This window comes from Clostridium estertheticum (genome assembly GCF_018861295.1).
In the GTDB taxonomy this organism is placed as follows: domain Bacteria; phylum Bacillota; class Clostridia; order Clostridiales; family Clostridiaceae; genus Clostridium_AD; species Clostridium_AD estertheticum_D.
Genome location: NZ_JAHLDM010000019.1, coordinates 1 through 16,865 on the forward strand (window position 1 = coordinate 1; position 16,865 = coordinate 16,865).

11 protein-coding genes and 1 pseudogene are annotated in these 16,865 nt (G+C 32.8%); 7 read left to right on the top strand and 5 right to left on the bottom strand.

Translation table 11 applies throughout. The features are described 5' to 3' along the window. The 4 genes and pseudogenes from KPL54_RS17050 to KPL54_RS17065 form a co-directional block, all read left to right on the top strand. Positions 1-209: pseudogene (locus KPL54_RS17050) on the top strand (lantibiotic ABC transporter ATP-binding protein); the annotation flags it as partial. After that, positions 209-934: a lantibiotic immunity ABC transporter MutE/EpiE family permease subunit gene (locus tag KPL54_RS17055; protein WP_216107707.1), complete on the top strand. Its 726-nt coding sequence runs from the start codon at positions 209-211 to the stop codon at positions 932-934. The pseudogene KPL54_RS17050 and the gene KPL54_RS17055, both read left to right, overlap by 1 nt. Before the next feature lies 1 nt (position 935). Then, entirely contained in the window at positions 936-1,679 is a 744-nt protein-coding gene (locus KPL54_RS17060; RefSeq protein WP_216107708.1) for a lantibiotic immunity ABC transporter MutG family permease subunit, read from the top strand. 15 nt (positions 1,680-1,694) lie between these two features. Next, positions 1,695-2,204, top strand: coding sequence for a NisI/SpaI family lantibiotic immunity lipoprotein (locus KPL54_RS17065; protein WP_216107709.1), 510 nt, complete (start codon positions 1,695-1,697; stop codon positions 2,202-2,204). A 75-nt stretch (positions 2,205-2,279) separates the two neighbouring features. Here KPL54_RS17065 and KPL54_RS17070 read toward each other — a convergent pair whose 3' ends face one another. Continuing rightward, positions 2,280-5,522, bottom strand: a complete 3,243-nt coding sequence (locus KPL54_RS17070) for an Ig-like domain-containing protein (RefSeq protein WP_216107710.1) — start codon at positions 5,520-5,522, stop codon at positions 2,280-2,282. Between the two features lie 289 nt (positions 5,523-5,811). Between KPL54_RS17070 and KPL54_RS17075 the strand changes: the two genes are divergently transcribed. After that, complete coding sequence (locus tag KPL54_RS17075) at positions 5,812-8,037, top strand: carbohydrate-binding protein (protein ID WP_216107711.1); 2,226 nt, start codon at positions 5,812-5,814, stop codon at positions 8,035-8,037. A gap of 91 nt (positions 8,038-8,128) precedes the next feature. Here the strand turns inward: KPL54_RS17075 and KPL54_RS17080 are convergent, their stop codons facing one another. The 3 genes from KPL54_RS17080 to KPL54_RS17090 all read right to left on the bottom strand — a co-directional run bounded on the left by KPL54_RS17080 (position 8,129) and on the right by KPL54_RS17090 (position 12,843). Continuing rightward, positions 8,129-10,273, bottom strand: a complete 2,145-nt coding sequence (locus tag KPL54_RS17080) for a heavy metal translocating P-type ATPase (RefSeq protein ID WP_216107712.1) — start codon at positions 10,271-10,273, stop codon at positions 8,129-8,131. 67 nt (positions 10,274-10,340) lie between these two features. Continuing rightward, positions 10,341-10,703: an ArsR/SmtB family transcription factor gene (locus tag KPL54_RS17085; RefSeq protein ID WP_216107713.1), complete on the bottom strand. Its 363-nt coding sequence runs from the start codon at positions 10,701-10,703 to the stop codon at positions 10,341-10,343. A 373-nt stretch (positions 10,704-11,076) separates the two neighbouring features. After that, on the bottom strand, positions 11,077-12,843 hold the full coding sequence (locus KPL54_RS17090; RefSeq protein ID WP_216107714.1) for a bifunctional homocysteine S-methyltransferase/methylenetetrahydrofolate reductase: 1,767 nt from the start codon (positions 12,841-12,843) through the stop codon (positions 11,077-11,079). A gap of 304 nt (positions 12,844-13,147) precedes the next feature. Between KPL54_RS17090 and KPL54_RS17095 the strand changes: the two genes are divergently transcribed. Further along, a complete protein-coding gene (locus KPL54_RS17095; RefSeq protein ID WP_253203540.1) occupies positions 13,148-14,374 on the top strand; it encodes an NAD(P)/FAD-dependent oxidoreductase in 1,227 nt (408 codons plus the stop codon). Between the two features lie 83 nt (positions 14,375-14,457). Here KPL54_RS17095 and surE read toward each other — a convergent pair whose 3' ends face one another. Further along, positions 14,458-15,210: a 5'/3'-nucleotidase SurE gene (gene surE / locus KPL54_RS17100; RefSeq protein WP_216107715.1), complete on the bottom strand. Its 753-nt coding sequence runs from the start codon at positions 15,208-15,210 to the stop codon at positions 14,458-14,460. A 287-nt stretch (positions 15,211-15,497) separates the two neighbouring features. On the opposite strand from surE, the gene KPL54_RS17105 reads away from it, so the two are divergent. After that, complete coding sequence (locus KPL54_RS17105; protein ID WP_253203542.1) at positions 15,498-16,805, top strand: APC family permease; 1,308 nt, start codon at positions 15,498-15,500, stop codon at positions 16,803-16,805. The last annotated feature ends 60 nt before the right edge of the window (positions 16,806-16,865 follow it).

A 16,865-nucleotide genomic window follows, 5' to 3' on the forward strand; every position in this document is an offset into this window, starting at 1 on the left:
ATTTACGTGAGTTAATACGTTCTTTCCCAGCGCAGGGAATGACAGTCATCCTCTCCAGTCATATATTGTCCGAGGTTGAACTTATTGCAGATCACATTGGTATTATAAGCAATGGGGTAGTCGGATATAACGGCAAAATCAATCCTGGTGAAGATCTGGAAGTACTTTTCACAGAGGTTGTGAAAAAAAACCGAAGGGAGGATTTATAATGCTTAAATATTTACAGGCTGAAAATTTGAAATGTAAGAGAACATTTCTAAAAAAACTAATTTTTATCGCACCTATAGTTCCTTTGTTAGTTGGATTTATGACCGGAAAATATTTCGAACAAAATAGCTTCAATGAGTGGTACATGCTTATACTACCGGGATATATTTCAATAATGGCAGTAATGACTAACGAAAAAGAGGAAAAAAAGTTACGCTATAGGGCTGTATTTGGTCTTCCAATTTCACTAAAAAAAGTATGGATTTCAAAAGTTTTGGTAAACGGGATTTATATGACTTTCTCATGTATGGTTTTTATAGTTGGAATTTTTTTAGGAAGTTATCTAAGGATTACTCCCATACCGGCTTTTAGTGCATTTGCCGGAGCTGGTTTGATTGCACTTACATCTTTATGGCAGATTCCACTTTGTATGTTTTTAGCGAAGAAACTTGGAATGCTAGGAACAGTTTTGATAAACACTGGAGTTGGAACTGTATTAAATGTTATGGCTGTAAAAACATCAATGTGGTGGATTTCTCCTTATAGTTGGACGACACGTATTATGTGTCCCATTCTTGGAATTTTGCCAAATGGAGAGCTAGCAGGCATAGGAGATCCACTGCGAAATCCGGTCGTGATTCCAATTGGAATTATTTTGTCCATTATTCTGTTTGTTTTGTTAATGATTGTTACTGCTAATTGGTTTGAAAAACAGGAGGTTAATTAATATGATTGCTTTACTTAGGTGTATAAAATCGGATTTTTATAAATTAAGACATACTTCTATTCCGTGGATTCATTTACTTATTCCACTAGCAGGAGCATTCATGTTTTTGGCGTATTATAGAATATCTTCATTTGACACAGTAAAAAAAATAAGTGGGTATCTGGAGACCCTAGCAATTGCATTTCCTTTGCTGATAGGAATAATCAGCGGGATAGTAATTGAGCAGGAAGAGCAAGCTGGAAATTTTCAAACACTACTCTGCAATACAAAATCAAAAAACACCACGTATTTGAGTAAGCTAATTGTGTTACTTTTATTGGGAAGTTTTTCTATTATACTTGCAGTAGGAATCTTTGCACTTGGATTCCAAACAATGCCCAATATATTTTACTTGAAAGCCGCAGGAGCATTAGTGATTGGAAACATATTTCTTTATATCTTGCATGTGTTCATGAGTCTTCAATTTGGAAAGGGTGCCTCTACAGGGCTTGGAGTTGCAGAAAGTCTGATTTCTGCTCTAATGCTTACTGGTCTTGGAAATAGAGTATGGCATTTTATTCCATGTGCATGGGGTGTAAGATTTTGCGATTACCTCGTTGTAAAGTGGGCCAATTATTCTACAAGTGCTATTGTAGCGGTTGATACGAAGCAAGGAGTATTTATAATGTTATTTGCAATAGTGATTGCCTTTATTGCTAGTTTATTTTGGTTCAAAAAGTGGGAAGGAAGAAAGTCATATGATTAAAAAGGAGTTGTTATTATGAAAACAAAAAAAATATTGATCCCTTTACTTGTAGTTTTGTTTTGTACACTAGTGATAGGGTATTTTGCAAAAGATACTATAATTAAAAAAGTAATGCATTATCAAATTAAAGATAAAATTGTTTGCAAGGTCAATGCTAAAAATGCTACTCAAATAAGTTATAAAGAAGTAATGTATCAAATTTCAAATGTTTCATTGGATCCCTCTAAAATCGGGGGATGGAATGGAATTATTAACCAGGTAGCAGTTATTGATAAAAATAATTGTATACTTGAACAAAAGGAAACTGATTCATCTGCCCAGTTAACGATAAAGGATATTAAGCAGAATATTCCCAAAGATGCAAAGTTTATTGTCTCTTTTCTAAGTGTTTGCTCAATAAAAGGTACAGATAATAAAGATGCCATTGCCGTTCAAGTTAATAACCAATTTTACAAAGCTGTTCCAGTAGGAAGCGCGTCTACTGACAAAACAGCCATTAAATTATTTACTGAGGAGTTGCATTAAGTTTTATTCTTACTAGTAAAAAAAGATTAATATGAAAATGAAGTTTTCCATATTAATCTAATATATGTCATTTATCTAATTTATAATAACCCCGGTTGCAGGTTGCAGAACAGTTACACTGCATGTAGCTTTTTTAGTTGTATCATCCATTGAAGTTGCAGTTATTGTCGTAGTTCCTCCAGAAGTTGGTGTTACCCTCCCGTTTGAATCAACATTAGCTACCATTGGATTACTACTAGTCCACGTAACACGTTTTACCTTTTGGTTTTCTGGCATAACAACAGCTGACAGATTTACAGAAGAATCCCCTAATTTAAATTTTAAACTATTCTGATTTAGGATAATGTTATCTACCTGCTCTGGTACATAAACTATGCAATAAACTAAATGATTTCCTTCAACTGATCTTCCGATAATACCTGCAGTTCCGGCCTTTATTGCAGTTACTATTCCATCATCACTTACACTAGCTACATCTTCATTTCCACTATTCCAAATTATTGTTTTATTTGATGCATTTGTTGGAAGTATATCTGGCTTTAATGCTAAAGTGCTCTTAATCTTTAAAATCGCACTATTTTTATTTAATGTCATTTTTGCTATATCTTGCTTTGTTACATTTACAACGCAAGCATCCATAATTCCTCTATCAACTGTAGTCGCAATAATTAACGTCACGCCTTCAGCTATTGGTGTTACTACACCTGTAGCACTTACTACCGCTATATTCTCATTACTACTACTCCAGGTTACTGCCTTATTTACAGCATTACTTGGGTTTATAACTGTAGTTAATGTAAATGGAGTTCCTACAATTGATGGATTTGCATTTGGTTTTATAGAAATACTTGTCGCATGTACTTTAAGATCCCCAGATACAGGCCCAATTACATTTACACTACATGTGGCTTTTTTAGTCTTATCATAAACTGAAGTTGCAGTTATAACTGCACTGCCTCCAGACATTGGGGCTACCTTACCATTTGAATCAACATTAGCTATGCCATAATTACTACTAGTCCACACAACACCATTTACCGAGAGATTATCTGGCATAATTTTGGCAGACAGTGAAACAGCAGCATCACCTAATTTAAGTTTTAAACTATTTTGATTTAAGCTAATATTATCTATTACTTCAGGTACATACACTAAGCAATAAACAAAATAATTACCATCCACCGTTTTACCAATAATCCCAGCAGATCCGGATGATAATGCAGTTACTACCCCTGTATCGCTTACCTTAGCTACCTCCTCATTACCACTACTCCAAATTACTGCTTTGTTTAAAGCATTGACTGGAAATATGTCTGGCTTTAATGTCAATGTACTCTTGATTTTTAAAGTTTCATAGTTGTTAGTTAAAGTCATTCCTGTTACATTCTGCTTAATAACATTAACCAGGCAACCATCCATATTTCCTCTATCCACAGTTGTTACTACAATTAATGTAATCCCTTCAGCTATGGGTGTTACGACGCCTGTAGCACTCACCGTAGCAACATTTTCATTACTACTACTCCAGGTTACTGCCTTATTTACAGCATTACTTGGCGATATAACCGGTTTTAATGTAAATGGAGTATTTCCTATTAAATCTCTACTATGCTCATTTAAAGTGATTCCTGTTGCATGTATTTTAGTATCCATTATAGGTCCATTAACAGTTACACTACATGTAGCTTTTTTAGTTTTATCATAAACTGAAGTTGCAGTTATTATTGCCTTTCCCCCAGCCTTTGGTATTACCCTACCATTTGAATCTACATCAGCTATGTTGTAATTACTACTAGCCCACGTAATATCCTTCAACGAGAGATTATCTGGCAAAATTTTAGCTGACAGAACTGTCGCAGCGCCCCCTAAATCAAATTTCAAATTGTTTTGACTTAAGGTAATGCTGTTTATTACCTCCGGTACATAAACTAAGCAATAAACTAAATGGTCTCCATCCACAGTTCTACCAATTATTCCTGCAGAGCCGGATGTTATTGCCGTTACTATTCCAGCATCACTCACTTTAGCTACATCTTCATTTCCACTACTCCAAATTACTCTTTGGTTTGTTGCATTACCTGGCTGTATATCTGGCTTTAATGTCAAGGTGCTCTTAATTTTTAGAGTTGCACTCTTTTGAGTTAAAGTCATTCCTGTTACATTCTGCTTAGTGACATTAACGAGACAACCATCCATATTTCCTCTATCCACAGTTGTTGCTACAATTAATGTAATACCTTCAGCTATTGGTGTCACGACACCTGTAGCACTCACAGTAGCAACATTTTCATTACTACTACTCCAGGTTACTGCCTTATTTACAGCATTACTTGGCGATATAACCGGTTTTAGTGTAAAAGGAATATTTCCAATTAAATGCTTATTATGCTCATTTAAAGTGATTCCTGATGCATGTACTTTAGTGTCCGTTATAAGTCCGTTCACAGTTACATTGCACGTAGCTTTTTTAGTTTTATCATAAGTTGATGTTGCAGTTATTATTGCAGATCCACCAGACATAGGAGTTACCCTGCCATTTGAATCTACATTAGCTATGCCATAATTACTACTAGTCCACGTTATACTCTTAATCGAGAGATTATCTGGCATGATTTTTGCCGATATCGTAATAGGAGTATCACCTAAAGCAAATTTTACATTGTTTTGACTTAAGGTAATACTGTTTATTTCTTCAGGCACGTATACTAAACAATAAACCCGGTACTCTCCATCCACCGTTTTTCCAATAATACCCGCTGATCCTGGTGTTATTGCAGTTACTACTCCTTTATCGCTCACTTTAGCTACATCTTCATTTCCACTATACCAGATTACTGTTTTGTTTGAAGCATCTAGCGGAAGTATTTTAGGATTTAATGTAATTGTTCCCTTAATTTTCAAAGTTACCATGGTTGGGGTTAATGTCATTCCTGCTACATCACTCTTTGTTACTTTAACAATGCAGGTATCAATATGACCCCCATCTACTGTTCTAACTACAATCATCGCCGTACCTTCAACTATCGGGGTTACGATTCCAGATGCACTTACAGTAGCCACATCATCATTACTACTACTCCAAATTACTGCTTTATTTGCAGCATTAGCTGGTAATACAGTAGCTTTTAGACTTAATGTTGGCCCACCTACAATTAGAGTTTGGTTCTCTAGAGAAGTCGTTACAGTGGTAGCACTAATTGCTGATAAATTCACTGCAGCGCGTGTATTATAAACAGATACTTGAATTTGATATAATAAAGCTATTGTAAAAATTACTAATAAGTTTTTTACTGTAATTATTTTATGTTTTGTTATCAATTTTTCACTCCCTTTATTAAGACGAAAGATAATTTTTTTATAAAATATATGTCTACTTATTTTAACATTATCTTCTATATATCGGTAATTTGTCAATATACTTTAATTATTTTACTAGTGTATCTTTCTAAAAAGGAACAAAAATACTCTATAAATTAAAAAGTTAATTTTATCCATAATATTCTTGCAAACGTTTGCACAATGTTATATAATAATGATGGTTGTATTAAAGAAAGGAGATTGCATAATTAAATTGGCGGGTTTTCAATAAAAATTGAGGAGTGAATTTATGAAGAATAAAAAAATTTCAACGTTAATTTCTTTTGGATTATTTTTAGCTTTAACTTTCTCACCACTTCAAAACCTGAATTACTTTTCTAGTAATTCTACTGTTGTACATGCTGCAACCATTTCATCTTTACCATCTACCACTAAAGATGGAGCAATACTTCATGCTTTTGATTGGTCATTTAATACTATTAAGAATGAGTTACCTAATATTGCAGCAGCAGGATATAAATCCATTCAAGTTTCACCTGTACAAGGAACCAAAGACTCAAGTACTGATCCAACTAAATGGTGGTTATTGTATCAACCAACTAATCAAGCTATTGGAAATGCGCAACTTGGATCTTTATCTGATTTTACAACATTGTGTAGTACTGCAAAGAACTATGGAATTTCAGTAGTAGTAGATGTGGTTATGAACCACATGGCTAATAATGGAAATAAAGACCAATTAGATCCTTCTGTTGATTCAAGTTTCAAAAATTCAAGTTTATATCATAATCTAGGACAATGCTCAAACTGGAGTAACAGATATGACGTAACACAAAAGGGTATCGGTATGCCTGATTTAAATACTCAAACCACTGAAGTTCAAAACAAAGCAATTACTTTTTTAAATCAATGTATTGATGCTGGGGCTTCTGGATTCCGTTTTGACGCAGCTAAGCACATTGAAACAAATATAGGCTTAGATGCAAGTCAATCATGGTCTGGAAATTATTGGACTAATGTTCTTGACAATTTGCATAATAAATCAAATATATTTGTATATGGTGAAATATTACAAGATGGAACAGTAGACAATATTGCCACCTATGAAACATTTATGAACGTTACCGCTAGTAGCTATGGTGGTAGTGTAAGAAGTGCAATTACTTCAAACAACCTAAGTAAGGCAGGTGGTATGGGTGGTCTAAATCCAAGTACAAGTGTGGATTTTGTTGAAACTCATGATACTTATGAAGATGGTTCTACTCGTAGTTTAACAGATTTGCAAAGGAAACTGGGTTGGGCTATTGTTGACTCACGTGCAGGAACAACGCCTTTATTCTTTGATAGACCAACTAGTAAAATTGGATCTATTGGTGAATCTTTATGGAAAGATGCTGACGTTGTAGCCTTAAATAAGTTCCATAATGCAATGGTTGGTCAAACCGAATATCTAAGATGGACAAACAATAATCAAACTATGTTAATAGATCGTGGAAAAATCGGTACAGTACTAGTAAACGCTGGTTCAAGTTCAAGTGTTAATTCTCCTACTAACTTAGCAAATGGCACATACACAAATAAAGGCACAGCAAATTGTACTTTAACAGTATCAAATGGAACAATATCTGGAAACATTCCAGCAAATTCAGTTATAGTTTTATACAATGGTAGTACTCCAATTACTACACTTACTGCCTCTGCAAATATAACAGCTGGAAATTATACCACTACACAAAGTGTAATTTTAACACCATCAAAAACAGCAGATATCTATTACACAACTGATGGAAGCACTCCAACTTCACATAGTACAAAATATACTGAGGCAATTAATGTATATAATAGCTTAACTCTCAAGTATATAGCTATAGATTCACTGGGAGTTTCATCACCAGTATATACAGAATCATATGTCATTAGTACATCTACTGCCTATACCCCCAGTTCAGGCTATAAAGTAGACTATGACAGCAGTAAACTATTACAAGGTAATCGCTTTACAATATACTATAATGGATCTTTAGCTAATTCTAGCAATGTTTCATTACACTTTGGATATAATGGTTGGATAGGTGTATCAAATGCGACAATGACCAAACGTTCAGATGGCTTTTGGGCAGCTACTATAACTATCCCTACCACAGCTACAAAGTTAGATTTTGACTTTACTGCTGGAAGTAACTATGACAATAACAGCAGTAAAGATTGGCACTTACAAGTATGGTCAGGTTCTGTTCCAGTACAGGTTAGTCCAGCACCAGTTGCTACTAAATCTGTTACAGTATATTATAATGGACCCTTGGCAGCTAGTGCAACTTCAATGACACTTCATTGGGGATATAATAACTTTACATCACCCACAGATATAGCAATGACAAAGCAAACAAATGGACAATGGGCAACTACTTTAACAATGCCTTCAGGCAGTTACATGCTTAACATGGCCTTCAAGAACAATGCAAGTACATGGGATAGTTATAACTCTGTAAATTATAATTATTCTTCAGCACAATAATAAAAAAAACACTCTATATCACAGACTTTTGGGTCTGCCATATAGAGTATTTTCAACTTTTGTTATTATTAATCTTTTTACTGTTTTAAATTTAAGACTTCATAGCTCTCATAGAATTTAATACTGCAATCAAAGCAACTCCTACATCTCCAAAAACTGCTTCCCACATATTTGCCACTCCAAACACTGCAAAGATCAATATAGCTGCTTTTACACCTAGTGCAAATACAATATTTTGCAAAACAATCTTCTTTGTTTTTTTAGCAATTTTGATAGCCTCCGCAATCTTAGATGGTTCATCTGTCATTATTACTATATCAGCAGCTTCTATTGCAGCATCAGAACCCACACCACCCATAGCAATTCCAATATCTGCTCTTGCAAGCACTGGCGCATCATTGATGCCATCTCCTACAAATACTATTTTTCCTTTAGGTGACTTTTCATTTTGAAGTTTCTCTAGCTTTTCTACCTTCTCATGTGGAAGGAGTTCTGAGTAAACTTCATCAACGCCAAGAGCTTTTCCGATATTATTTGCTATATCTTTATTATCACCAGTAAGCATTACTATTTTTTTAATACCCATAGCCTTTAAACCTTTTATTGCAGATATAGAATCATCTTTTATCTCATCTGAGATTATAATATTACCAACATATTTATTGTCTATAGCTACATATATTATAGAACCAACATTTTCACCTTTAGTATAAGAAATTTTCCCACTATCCATGAGCTTTGAATTACCAGCTAGGACATATTTTCCTTTTACTTTAGCTCTAATACCTTTTCCAGCTATTTCTTCTACATCTTCAATATCTTTTTTGTTTATTTCTTTACCATAAGCTTTTAATATGGATATTGCAATAGGATGATTAGAGTAACTTTCAACAGATGCTGCATACTCTAATAATTCCTCTTCACTTAATTCTCCATTAACATGCATTTGTGTAACCTTAAATACTCCTTTAGTTAGTGTCCCCGTTTTATCGAAAACTACCATTTCCACACTATTAAGTGCCTCTAAGTAGTTTCCACCTTTAACTAAGATTCCACTTTTTGATGCTCCACCTATTCCTCCAAAGAATCCAAGTGGAATAGATATCACTAAAGCGCAAGGACAAGATACTACTAAGAATACCAATGCTCTATATACCCATTGCGAGAAAGTAGCACCAGGTATTAAAATTGGCGGAATCACCGCAAGTACAACCGCACTTATAACTACAATAGGTGTGTAATACCTTGCAAATTTAGTTATAAAGTTTTCAGTTGGTGCTTTTTTACTACTAGCATTTTTAACTAAATCCAATATTTTTGCAAGCGTCGATTCCCCAAACTCTTTTTTCACCTCTATAGTTAATAACCCATTTTTATTTATGCAGCCTGCTAAAATTTCATCGCAAGGATTTACTTCTCTTGGAACTGATTCACCAGTTAAGGCAGATGAATCAACTAACGAACTTCCTTCTATAACACTACCGTCTAAAGGTACTTTTTCACCAGGTTTTACTATTATAATATCTCCAATGTGTACCTCATCCGGATCAACTTTTACTATTTCATCATTAATTTTCTTATTTGCATAATCTGGTCTTATATCCATTAGTGCAGATATTGACTTTGTTGATTTGTTTACGGCTACATCCTGGAAAAATTCTCCTACTTGATAAAAAAGCATAACCCCAACACCTTCTGGAAATTGCCCTATAGAAAATGCCCCCACTGTTGCAATTACCATCAAGAAATTTTCATCAAAAATTTCTCCTCTCAATATATTTTTTATGGCAACCATTAATACGTCTCCACCAATTAATAAATAACTTATAAGATATAATGAAAATTCAAACCAGTAATCTAATTTTAATATAACTGCTATAATGTAAATTACAAAACCTATAGAAAAACGTATAATTTTATTTTTATTATTTCCTTCTTCCCCACCAGCATGTCCATGATCATGATTATGGACATGTCCCTCATACTTAACTCCATGAATGTCACTTTGTATAAAATTAACGTCGGGTTCTATCCTCTTAACTATTTTTTTTGCTTCATCTATGACTTTTAATATTTTATCCTCGCTTTGAAATTGTATCACCAAATTTTTACTAATAAAGTTTATATTCGCATCGGATACTCCATCTAACTTTCTACATTGAGTTTCAATTTTATTGGCACAATTTACGCAACATAGACCCTCTAGCATGAATTCCCTTCTTATTATATCCTCCATTTTCTCGCCTCGCTTTCAAAGTTTTACATTCTTTTATATTATGAATTATTGTTTATGTAATAGAATATTATCTAAGTTCTTTTATGTGTGTAAGTCCTTGATCAAATATTTGTTTAACATGCTGATCGTCCAATGAATAATAGACAACCTTACCCTCACGTCTATACTTAACAAGTCTAGCATTCTTAAGTACACGCAATTGATGTGAAATAGCTGATTGAGTCATAATAAGAAGAGCTGCTATATCACAAACACACATTTCAGTTTCAAAAAGCACACAAAGAATTTTAATTCTTGTACTATCTCCAAAAACCTTAAAAAGCTCTGCGAGATCTGATAAAGTCTCTGCTGGTGGTATTAATCTTCTTACTTTCTCTATCTCATCTTCATGAACAGTTGCGCAATGACAAAACTCTATATCTTTCTCCATCTATATTCCCCTTTCATATGAACATATGAATTGTTGTTCATACGTTTATTATATGATGCGTTGCAAGACTTGTCAACATTTCCTTAAAATATTTTTCACTTGGTGATTCCATTGTTAATACATCACATTATCACATTAGGGGACAGTTAATAACTTTAGTATTATTAACCCTTGATAACACTTGATATAACTCAGTTTGACGTTGGGGGGACACTTAATAACTTTAACACTGTTAACACCTGATATAACTCCGTTTGACATTGAGGGACACTTAATAACTATTGTATTATCAACCTAGTAAATATCACAAAAAATAAAAACTCGCATCATGTATTTGCATGATGCGAGTTTTAAATTCACTAAACAATTTAATCTAATAACTATCTATAGTACCTATATTCTTAATGATTTCAGAAATTATATCAATTCTTTTAAATGGTGTAATAAGATAATATCCATCTACATAATCATAAATTTCTCTTGCAATATCTGTAGATATCTTAATTGCAAGAATCGTAGCTTCCTCTTTTGAAATACCATTATATAGCTCCGTGATTTCATCAGAAACAGTTATCCCTGAAATTTCATTATTCATAAAACAAGCGTTCCTATGACTTACAATTGGAATAATCCCACCTAGGATTTTAGCAGGTAACTCCCTGCGTGCTTGTTTTAAGTTCTCTACAGCTTGCTTTGATAAAATTGGTTGTGTTAAAAACATAGTTACACCATTTTCTATTTTCTTTTTTGCGTGGTCAAGTTGACTACTAAAATTAATAGCATTTACATTTAAGGCACCACAAATATTAAAAGGTGATGAAAATGTTGTCTCATTTAAATTAGTAATGTAATTGGCAAGTATTGCAGAATTAAAGCTAAACATTGCCTTAACCTCATCCCGCTCAGCTGTAGGCACCGGGTCACCAGTTACCACTAAAACATTATTTACTCCCTCAATGCTTAAGCCTAAAAGTAATGCTTTAGTCGCATTAATGTTTCTATCTCGACAAGTCATATGAGGAACAGTTGTAATGTCAAGTTCTCTCTTTAACTTACAAGCAAGTAGGCTACTATCTACTCTAACTCTTGCAACAGGACAATCTGCAATAGTTATTGCATCAACTCCTTGCTCCTTAAGACTTTTAGCACTATTCATAAAAAAATCTATCCCCGTATCCATCGGTGGGTCGAGTTCCACCGCAATAATCTTTTTACCAAGCCTAATTTTTTCGAGAAGCGAATTTTCAACTATAAGTTTTTCAAACTTAATTTTTTCCATCTTTATACTTGGAACAATTTCATTTGGAGATAACCCTTCTATATTTGCTACAGTTTCCCTTATAAATTCTGGAGTTGTACCACAACACCCACCTATTATCGCTACACCTTGTTTTACTATTTCTAACATTTGCCTTGCAAAATATTCTTTAGTATTATTAAAAAACGTACGATTATTTATTACTGTTGGATACCCCGAATTTGGCATAACGGAGATTGTTTTATTTTTTATATTAAGAGTTTTAATATATTTTAATAAATGATATGGCCCCGAAAAACAATTAAATCCACAAGCATCTATACTTGATATATTAGATACTTTCTCTATAAATTTTTCACCTGATATACCTATTCTTGTAAATCCTTCCGGTGAAACTGCAAGTTCCATCAAAATATATGCCTTTGGATTTTTTTCCTTAATATATTTAGAAATTTCAGGTAAATATTCATCACTGCTAAAAGTTTCGAATATAAAGTGCGTAACACCGAGTTCTAAAAACAAATCTACTATTTCTTTATATGCCTCCCATAAATCCAGCGTCTCTAAAAATGGGATTGGCCCAATATCCGCAAAAACCAAAACGTCAGTGCCCTTTGTTGCCTCACTTGCTATTTCATACCCTTTTACAATAACATCTTTTACTCTATTAAAATCACTTTCAAGGCTAATTCTATTTGCACCAAATGTGTTTGTTTTAATAGCCTTGCAACCCGCCTCTATATATTCCTTATGTATATTTAATATGGTATTTCTATCATAAATATTTGCAAGCTCACATTTAGATAATGGATTTTCTTTAATGCTTGCATAATATGTTCCCATAGCACCATCAAAAATAAGTGGTAATTGTTTAATATTCATATATTTCTCCTTTCTCTCAAACATAAAATCTTATATTCGATAATCATCAAAAATTTCTTTAGGCTAATTATATCAAAAAATTCTGATTATAGTATACTTTAGAAAAAGTAATACTTAAAGCTTTAAAATATATTTTATATAATTACTCTACATATCTGAATTATTTTCTTGCATATTACCATAAATGAAGCGTAAGATAACATTAGGATATTAAAGCAATAAGAATGTCTCATAATCAAGAAAAATATTTTCCTCACATTGTACATAAGCAAAAAATAAATCTTAAATGAAATGGGTGATATCGATGGCTAAAAAAATACTAAAAAAAATTATAATAGTAGGTAGTGGCATTACAGCAATAACTGCTATTAAAGCAATTAGAGAAATAGACTTAGATTCAGATATATGTTTAATTGGAGAAGAAAAATTTTATCCATATACCAGAATAAAGTTATCCAAAAGTTTATTCGCAAATCTTGAAGAAAATAATATACTTATTCAAAAAAAAGAGTGGTATGAACAAAATAACGTGAAAATATTAATTAATACTAAAGTGGTAAGTATAGATTCAAATTCACATGAAGTCTCCTTATCTAATGGAAGTAAACTTAGTTATGATAAATTGTTAATTGCAAATGGTGCAAGTAATAACGTACCTCAAGTTGATGGTATAGGTATGAACGGAGTATATACGCTTCGGGGTCTTAATGACGCTTTAAATATTAAGGAGAAACTTAATGAAAACACGAATGTAATAGTTCTTGGTGGAGGAATACTTGGTCTTGAAATGGCCTTCATATTACATCAGCATAACATCAAAGTTACAATTGTTGAATTATGTCCAAGGCTTATGCCTCGCCAATTAGACGATAAAGCATCAGAGATATTAAAAAGTAAAATACAAGCTTGTGGAATACAAATATTAACTAACACTTGTGTAAATAAAATAATAGGCACTGATAATAAAGTAGAAGGAATTCTTATAAACGAAAATGTAGAATTAAAGTGTGACATAGTTATTCACTCAATAGGTATTAAGCCTAATATGGACCTAATTTTAAAGACTGATATTAAAAGAGAAAGAGGAATACTCGTAAACAATAAAATGGAAACTAATATAAAAGATATTTATGCAGCAGGTGATATTGCAGAATTTGATAATCAAGTTATTGGACTATGGAATATTGCTATATCGCAAGGCAAAGTTGCAGGGTACAATATTTCTGGGCGTGATGCTGTATATGAAAAGATTACTCCAGTAACAATGCTAAATGCTTTTGGTATTTCTTTGTTTTCTATGGGATGCATAGAAGAATCCAGCTCTACGAAAATATTGTCATATGAAGATATTAATGGAACCGGTTATAAAAAGATATTTATAAAAAACAATAAGATTATTGGTGCAATTGTAATAGGTGATGCTAGAAGATCACCACTTCTTAAATCTGCCATTGAAAAAGAATTACCCTTAGATGGGATAAACTTATCTAATATATCCGTAGACGACTTATTAGATAAATTAAAAAAGTAGATCAAAAATACAATACTTAATTTACACAAAATAAAAGCCAGGGTTTTTAATCATATAATGATAAAAACCCTGGCTTTTTATCGTTAAAACCATTTACCTACATCATTTAATATTTCAAAATTAGTTAGATCATAATGAAGTGGAGTTACAGTAACGTACCCCTCTTTAAAATATATTGTATCGGAATCTTCCTCATGAATATCTTTTGCCATGCCCTTAATCTGATACTGAGTTTCATTATTTTCCCCAATAGATTGTACATATTTGTTATTGTACAATCTACTTCCAATTTTGCACACTTTAATTCCTTTTATTTCATTCTCCGTAAGCATAGGAACATTTACATTTAATACAATATCATTATTAATTTTATTTTGGATAGCCTTAAGAAGTATTTCTCCAGCGTATTTAGCCGCTATGTCATAATTTTCAGTATTCTCATCAAACTCTACAGAAACCGCCATTGCTGGTATTTTATATATAGTAGCTTCTATTGCTGCAGAAACCGTTCCAGAATATAAAACATCTGTACCTAAATTAAAGCCTCTATTAATTCCTGATACTACCATATCTATTTTAGCATCAGTAAGTTTATTTATTGCAATTTTCACACAATCCGCCGGCGTTCCATCTACACTAAAAGCTTTTGCTTTTAATCCTTTGAGCTTAGTTTCTTTAACAATAAGTGGTCTTGTAAGGGTTATTGAATGCCCACAAGCACTTCTCTCTTTATCTGGTGCTACGATAATTACTTCATGATTTTTTTCAAGTTCTTTAGCTAAGGCATATATTCCTTTTGCGTTTATACCATCGTCGTTTGTCAGTAACAATCTCATTTTCATTCCTCCAATTATTCACTATAATACATATAATTTTATAACATATATATATATTATAACAATAGATGTATATGGGCAAATATAACTTTATATTCTATATCCTTCAATTTTTCATTAAATCATCTCTTAGGCCTCTGAAATCTTAAAAATAATCTCTTTCAAACTTTTGTTGACTATACCTAAGTTTGCTATTAAAATTATATAGAAATAATATAATTTTAATTTTAGAATGTAGTTATTCGCTAACTGTATACAAAATACTAAAGAAGAAAGGATGATTTATTTTGAAGGCATCAAATAGTTTAAAAAGGCAAATCGGCTCGCTAGAAGCCATTACCATAGTTATAGGCATGGTTATAGGTTCAGGTATTTTCTTTAAACCTTCAATAGTCTTTAAAAATGCTGGTTCTCCACTTATGGGGATACTTGCTTGGGTAGCAGGCGGTATTATAACTATAGCGTCGGGCCTTACTATTGCTGAAATAGCAGCTGCTATTCCAAAAACTGGAGGTGTCTTTATATATCTTAAAGAACTTTATGGAGAAAAATGGGCATTCTTATTTGGTTGGGTACAAACGGTTATTTATGTACCTGGCTCCATTGCAGCCCTCGCAATAGTTTTATCAACTCAAGCTACTAATTTTGTACCTATGAATGGACTTCATCAAAAACTATTTGCAATACTAATGCTTCTAATTATTGCGACTGCAAATGTATTATCAACTAAACTTGCCAGCAAAATTCAGTTCATCGCAACTATTGCAAAGCTTATTCCACTCATTATTATCATTGCTTTAGGAATTATAAAAGGAACAGCTCATAGTTTTTCCATGCCAGTAGGAACAACAGCTGCCGGTGCTGGATTTGGAGCCGCTGTGCTTGGAACACTTTGGGCTTATGATGGATGGGTAAGTGTAAGTAATATGGCGGGTGAACTTAAAAACCCTAAAAAAGATATACCAAAATCCATAATTATAGGATTAAGCATTACTTTAATAGTCTATGTTTTATTTAATTTAGCAATTATAAATGTAATTCCTATAACCACTGTTATAAGTTCTAAGACAGTAGCATCAGATGTCGCATCCGTTTTACTTGGAAAATCTGGCTCATTATTTATTTCTGTCGGTATATTAATATCAATCTTCGGAGCATTAAACGGTTACCTAATGACAGGAGTTAGAATCCCTTTTGCTATGGCACAGAGTAAACTTTTACCTTGCAGCAACTTTTTAGGAAAAGTTAACAAAAAATATCAAACTCCATTAAACTCTTATATTTTTGTGGCTGCACTTTCTTGTCTTTATATATTTAGTGGTTCTTTTAATGCCTTAACTGATCTTGTTGTTTTTGTTTTATGGATTTTCTTCACAATGGCAGTAGCCGGCATCTTTATATTAAGAACAAAACATAAAGATTTAGTGAGACCTTATAAAGTACCACTTTACCCAATAGTTCCATTAATCGGAATTATCGGAGGCCTATATATACTTATAAGTACTCTTTTAACCGATACTAGAAAAGCACTTATAGGAATTATTATCACTTTAATTGGATTGCCTGTATATTGGTACATTAAGAAACAAAAATAAAGTAAACGAGCATATGTTACTACAAATTCATCTCACTTGTTCAAATGTATTTTACGTAAT

Bases quoted from the DNA above. Each gene is read 5' to 3' on its own strand.
- KPL54_RS17095 (WP_253203540.1), top strand. From the start codon at position 13,148: ATGGCTAAAAAAATACTAAAAAAAATTATAATAGTAGGTAGTGGCATT.
- KPL54_RS17090 (WP_216107714.1), bottom strand. From the start codon at position 12,843: ATGAATATTAAACAATTACCACTTATTTTTGATGGTGCTATGGGAACA.
- surE (WP_216107715.1), bottom strand. From the start codon at position 15,210: ATGAGATTGTTACTGACAAACGACGATGGTATAAACGCAAAAGGAATA.
- KPL54_RS17085 (WP_216107713.1), bottom strand. From the start codon at position 10,703: ATGGAGAAAGATATAGAGTTTTGTCATTGCGCAACTGTTCATGAAGAT.
- KPL54_RS17075 (WP_216107711.1), top strand. From the start codon at position 5,812: ATGAAGAATAAAAAAATTTCAACGTTAATTTCTTTTGGATTATTTTTA.
- KPL54_RS17080 (WP_216107712.1), bottom strand. From the start codon at position 10,273: ATGGAGGATATAATAAGAAGGGAATTCATGCTAGAGGGTCTATGTTGC.
- KPL54_RS17060 (WP_216107708.1), top strand. From the start codon at position 936: ATGATTGCTTTACTTAGGTGTATAAAATCGGATTTTTATAAATTAAGA.
- KPL54_RS17065 (WP_216107709.1), top strand. From the start codon at position 1,695: ATGAAAACAAAAAAAATATTGATCCCTTTACTTGTAGTTTTGTTTTGT.
- KPL54_RS17055 (WP_216107707.1), top strand. From the start codon at position 209: ATGCTTAAATATTTACAGGCTGAAAATTTGAAATGTAAGAGAACATTT.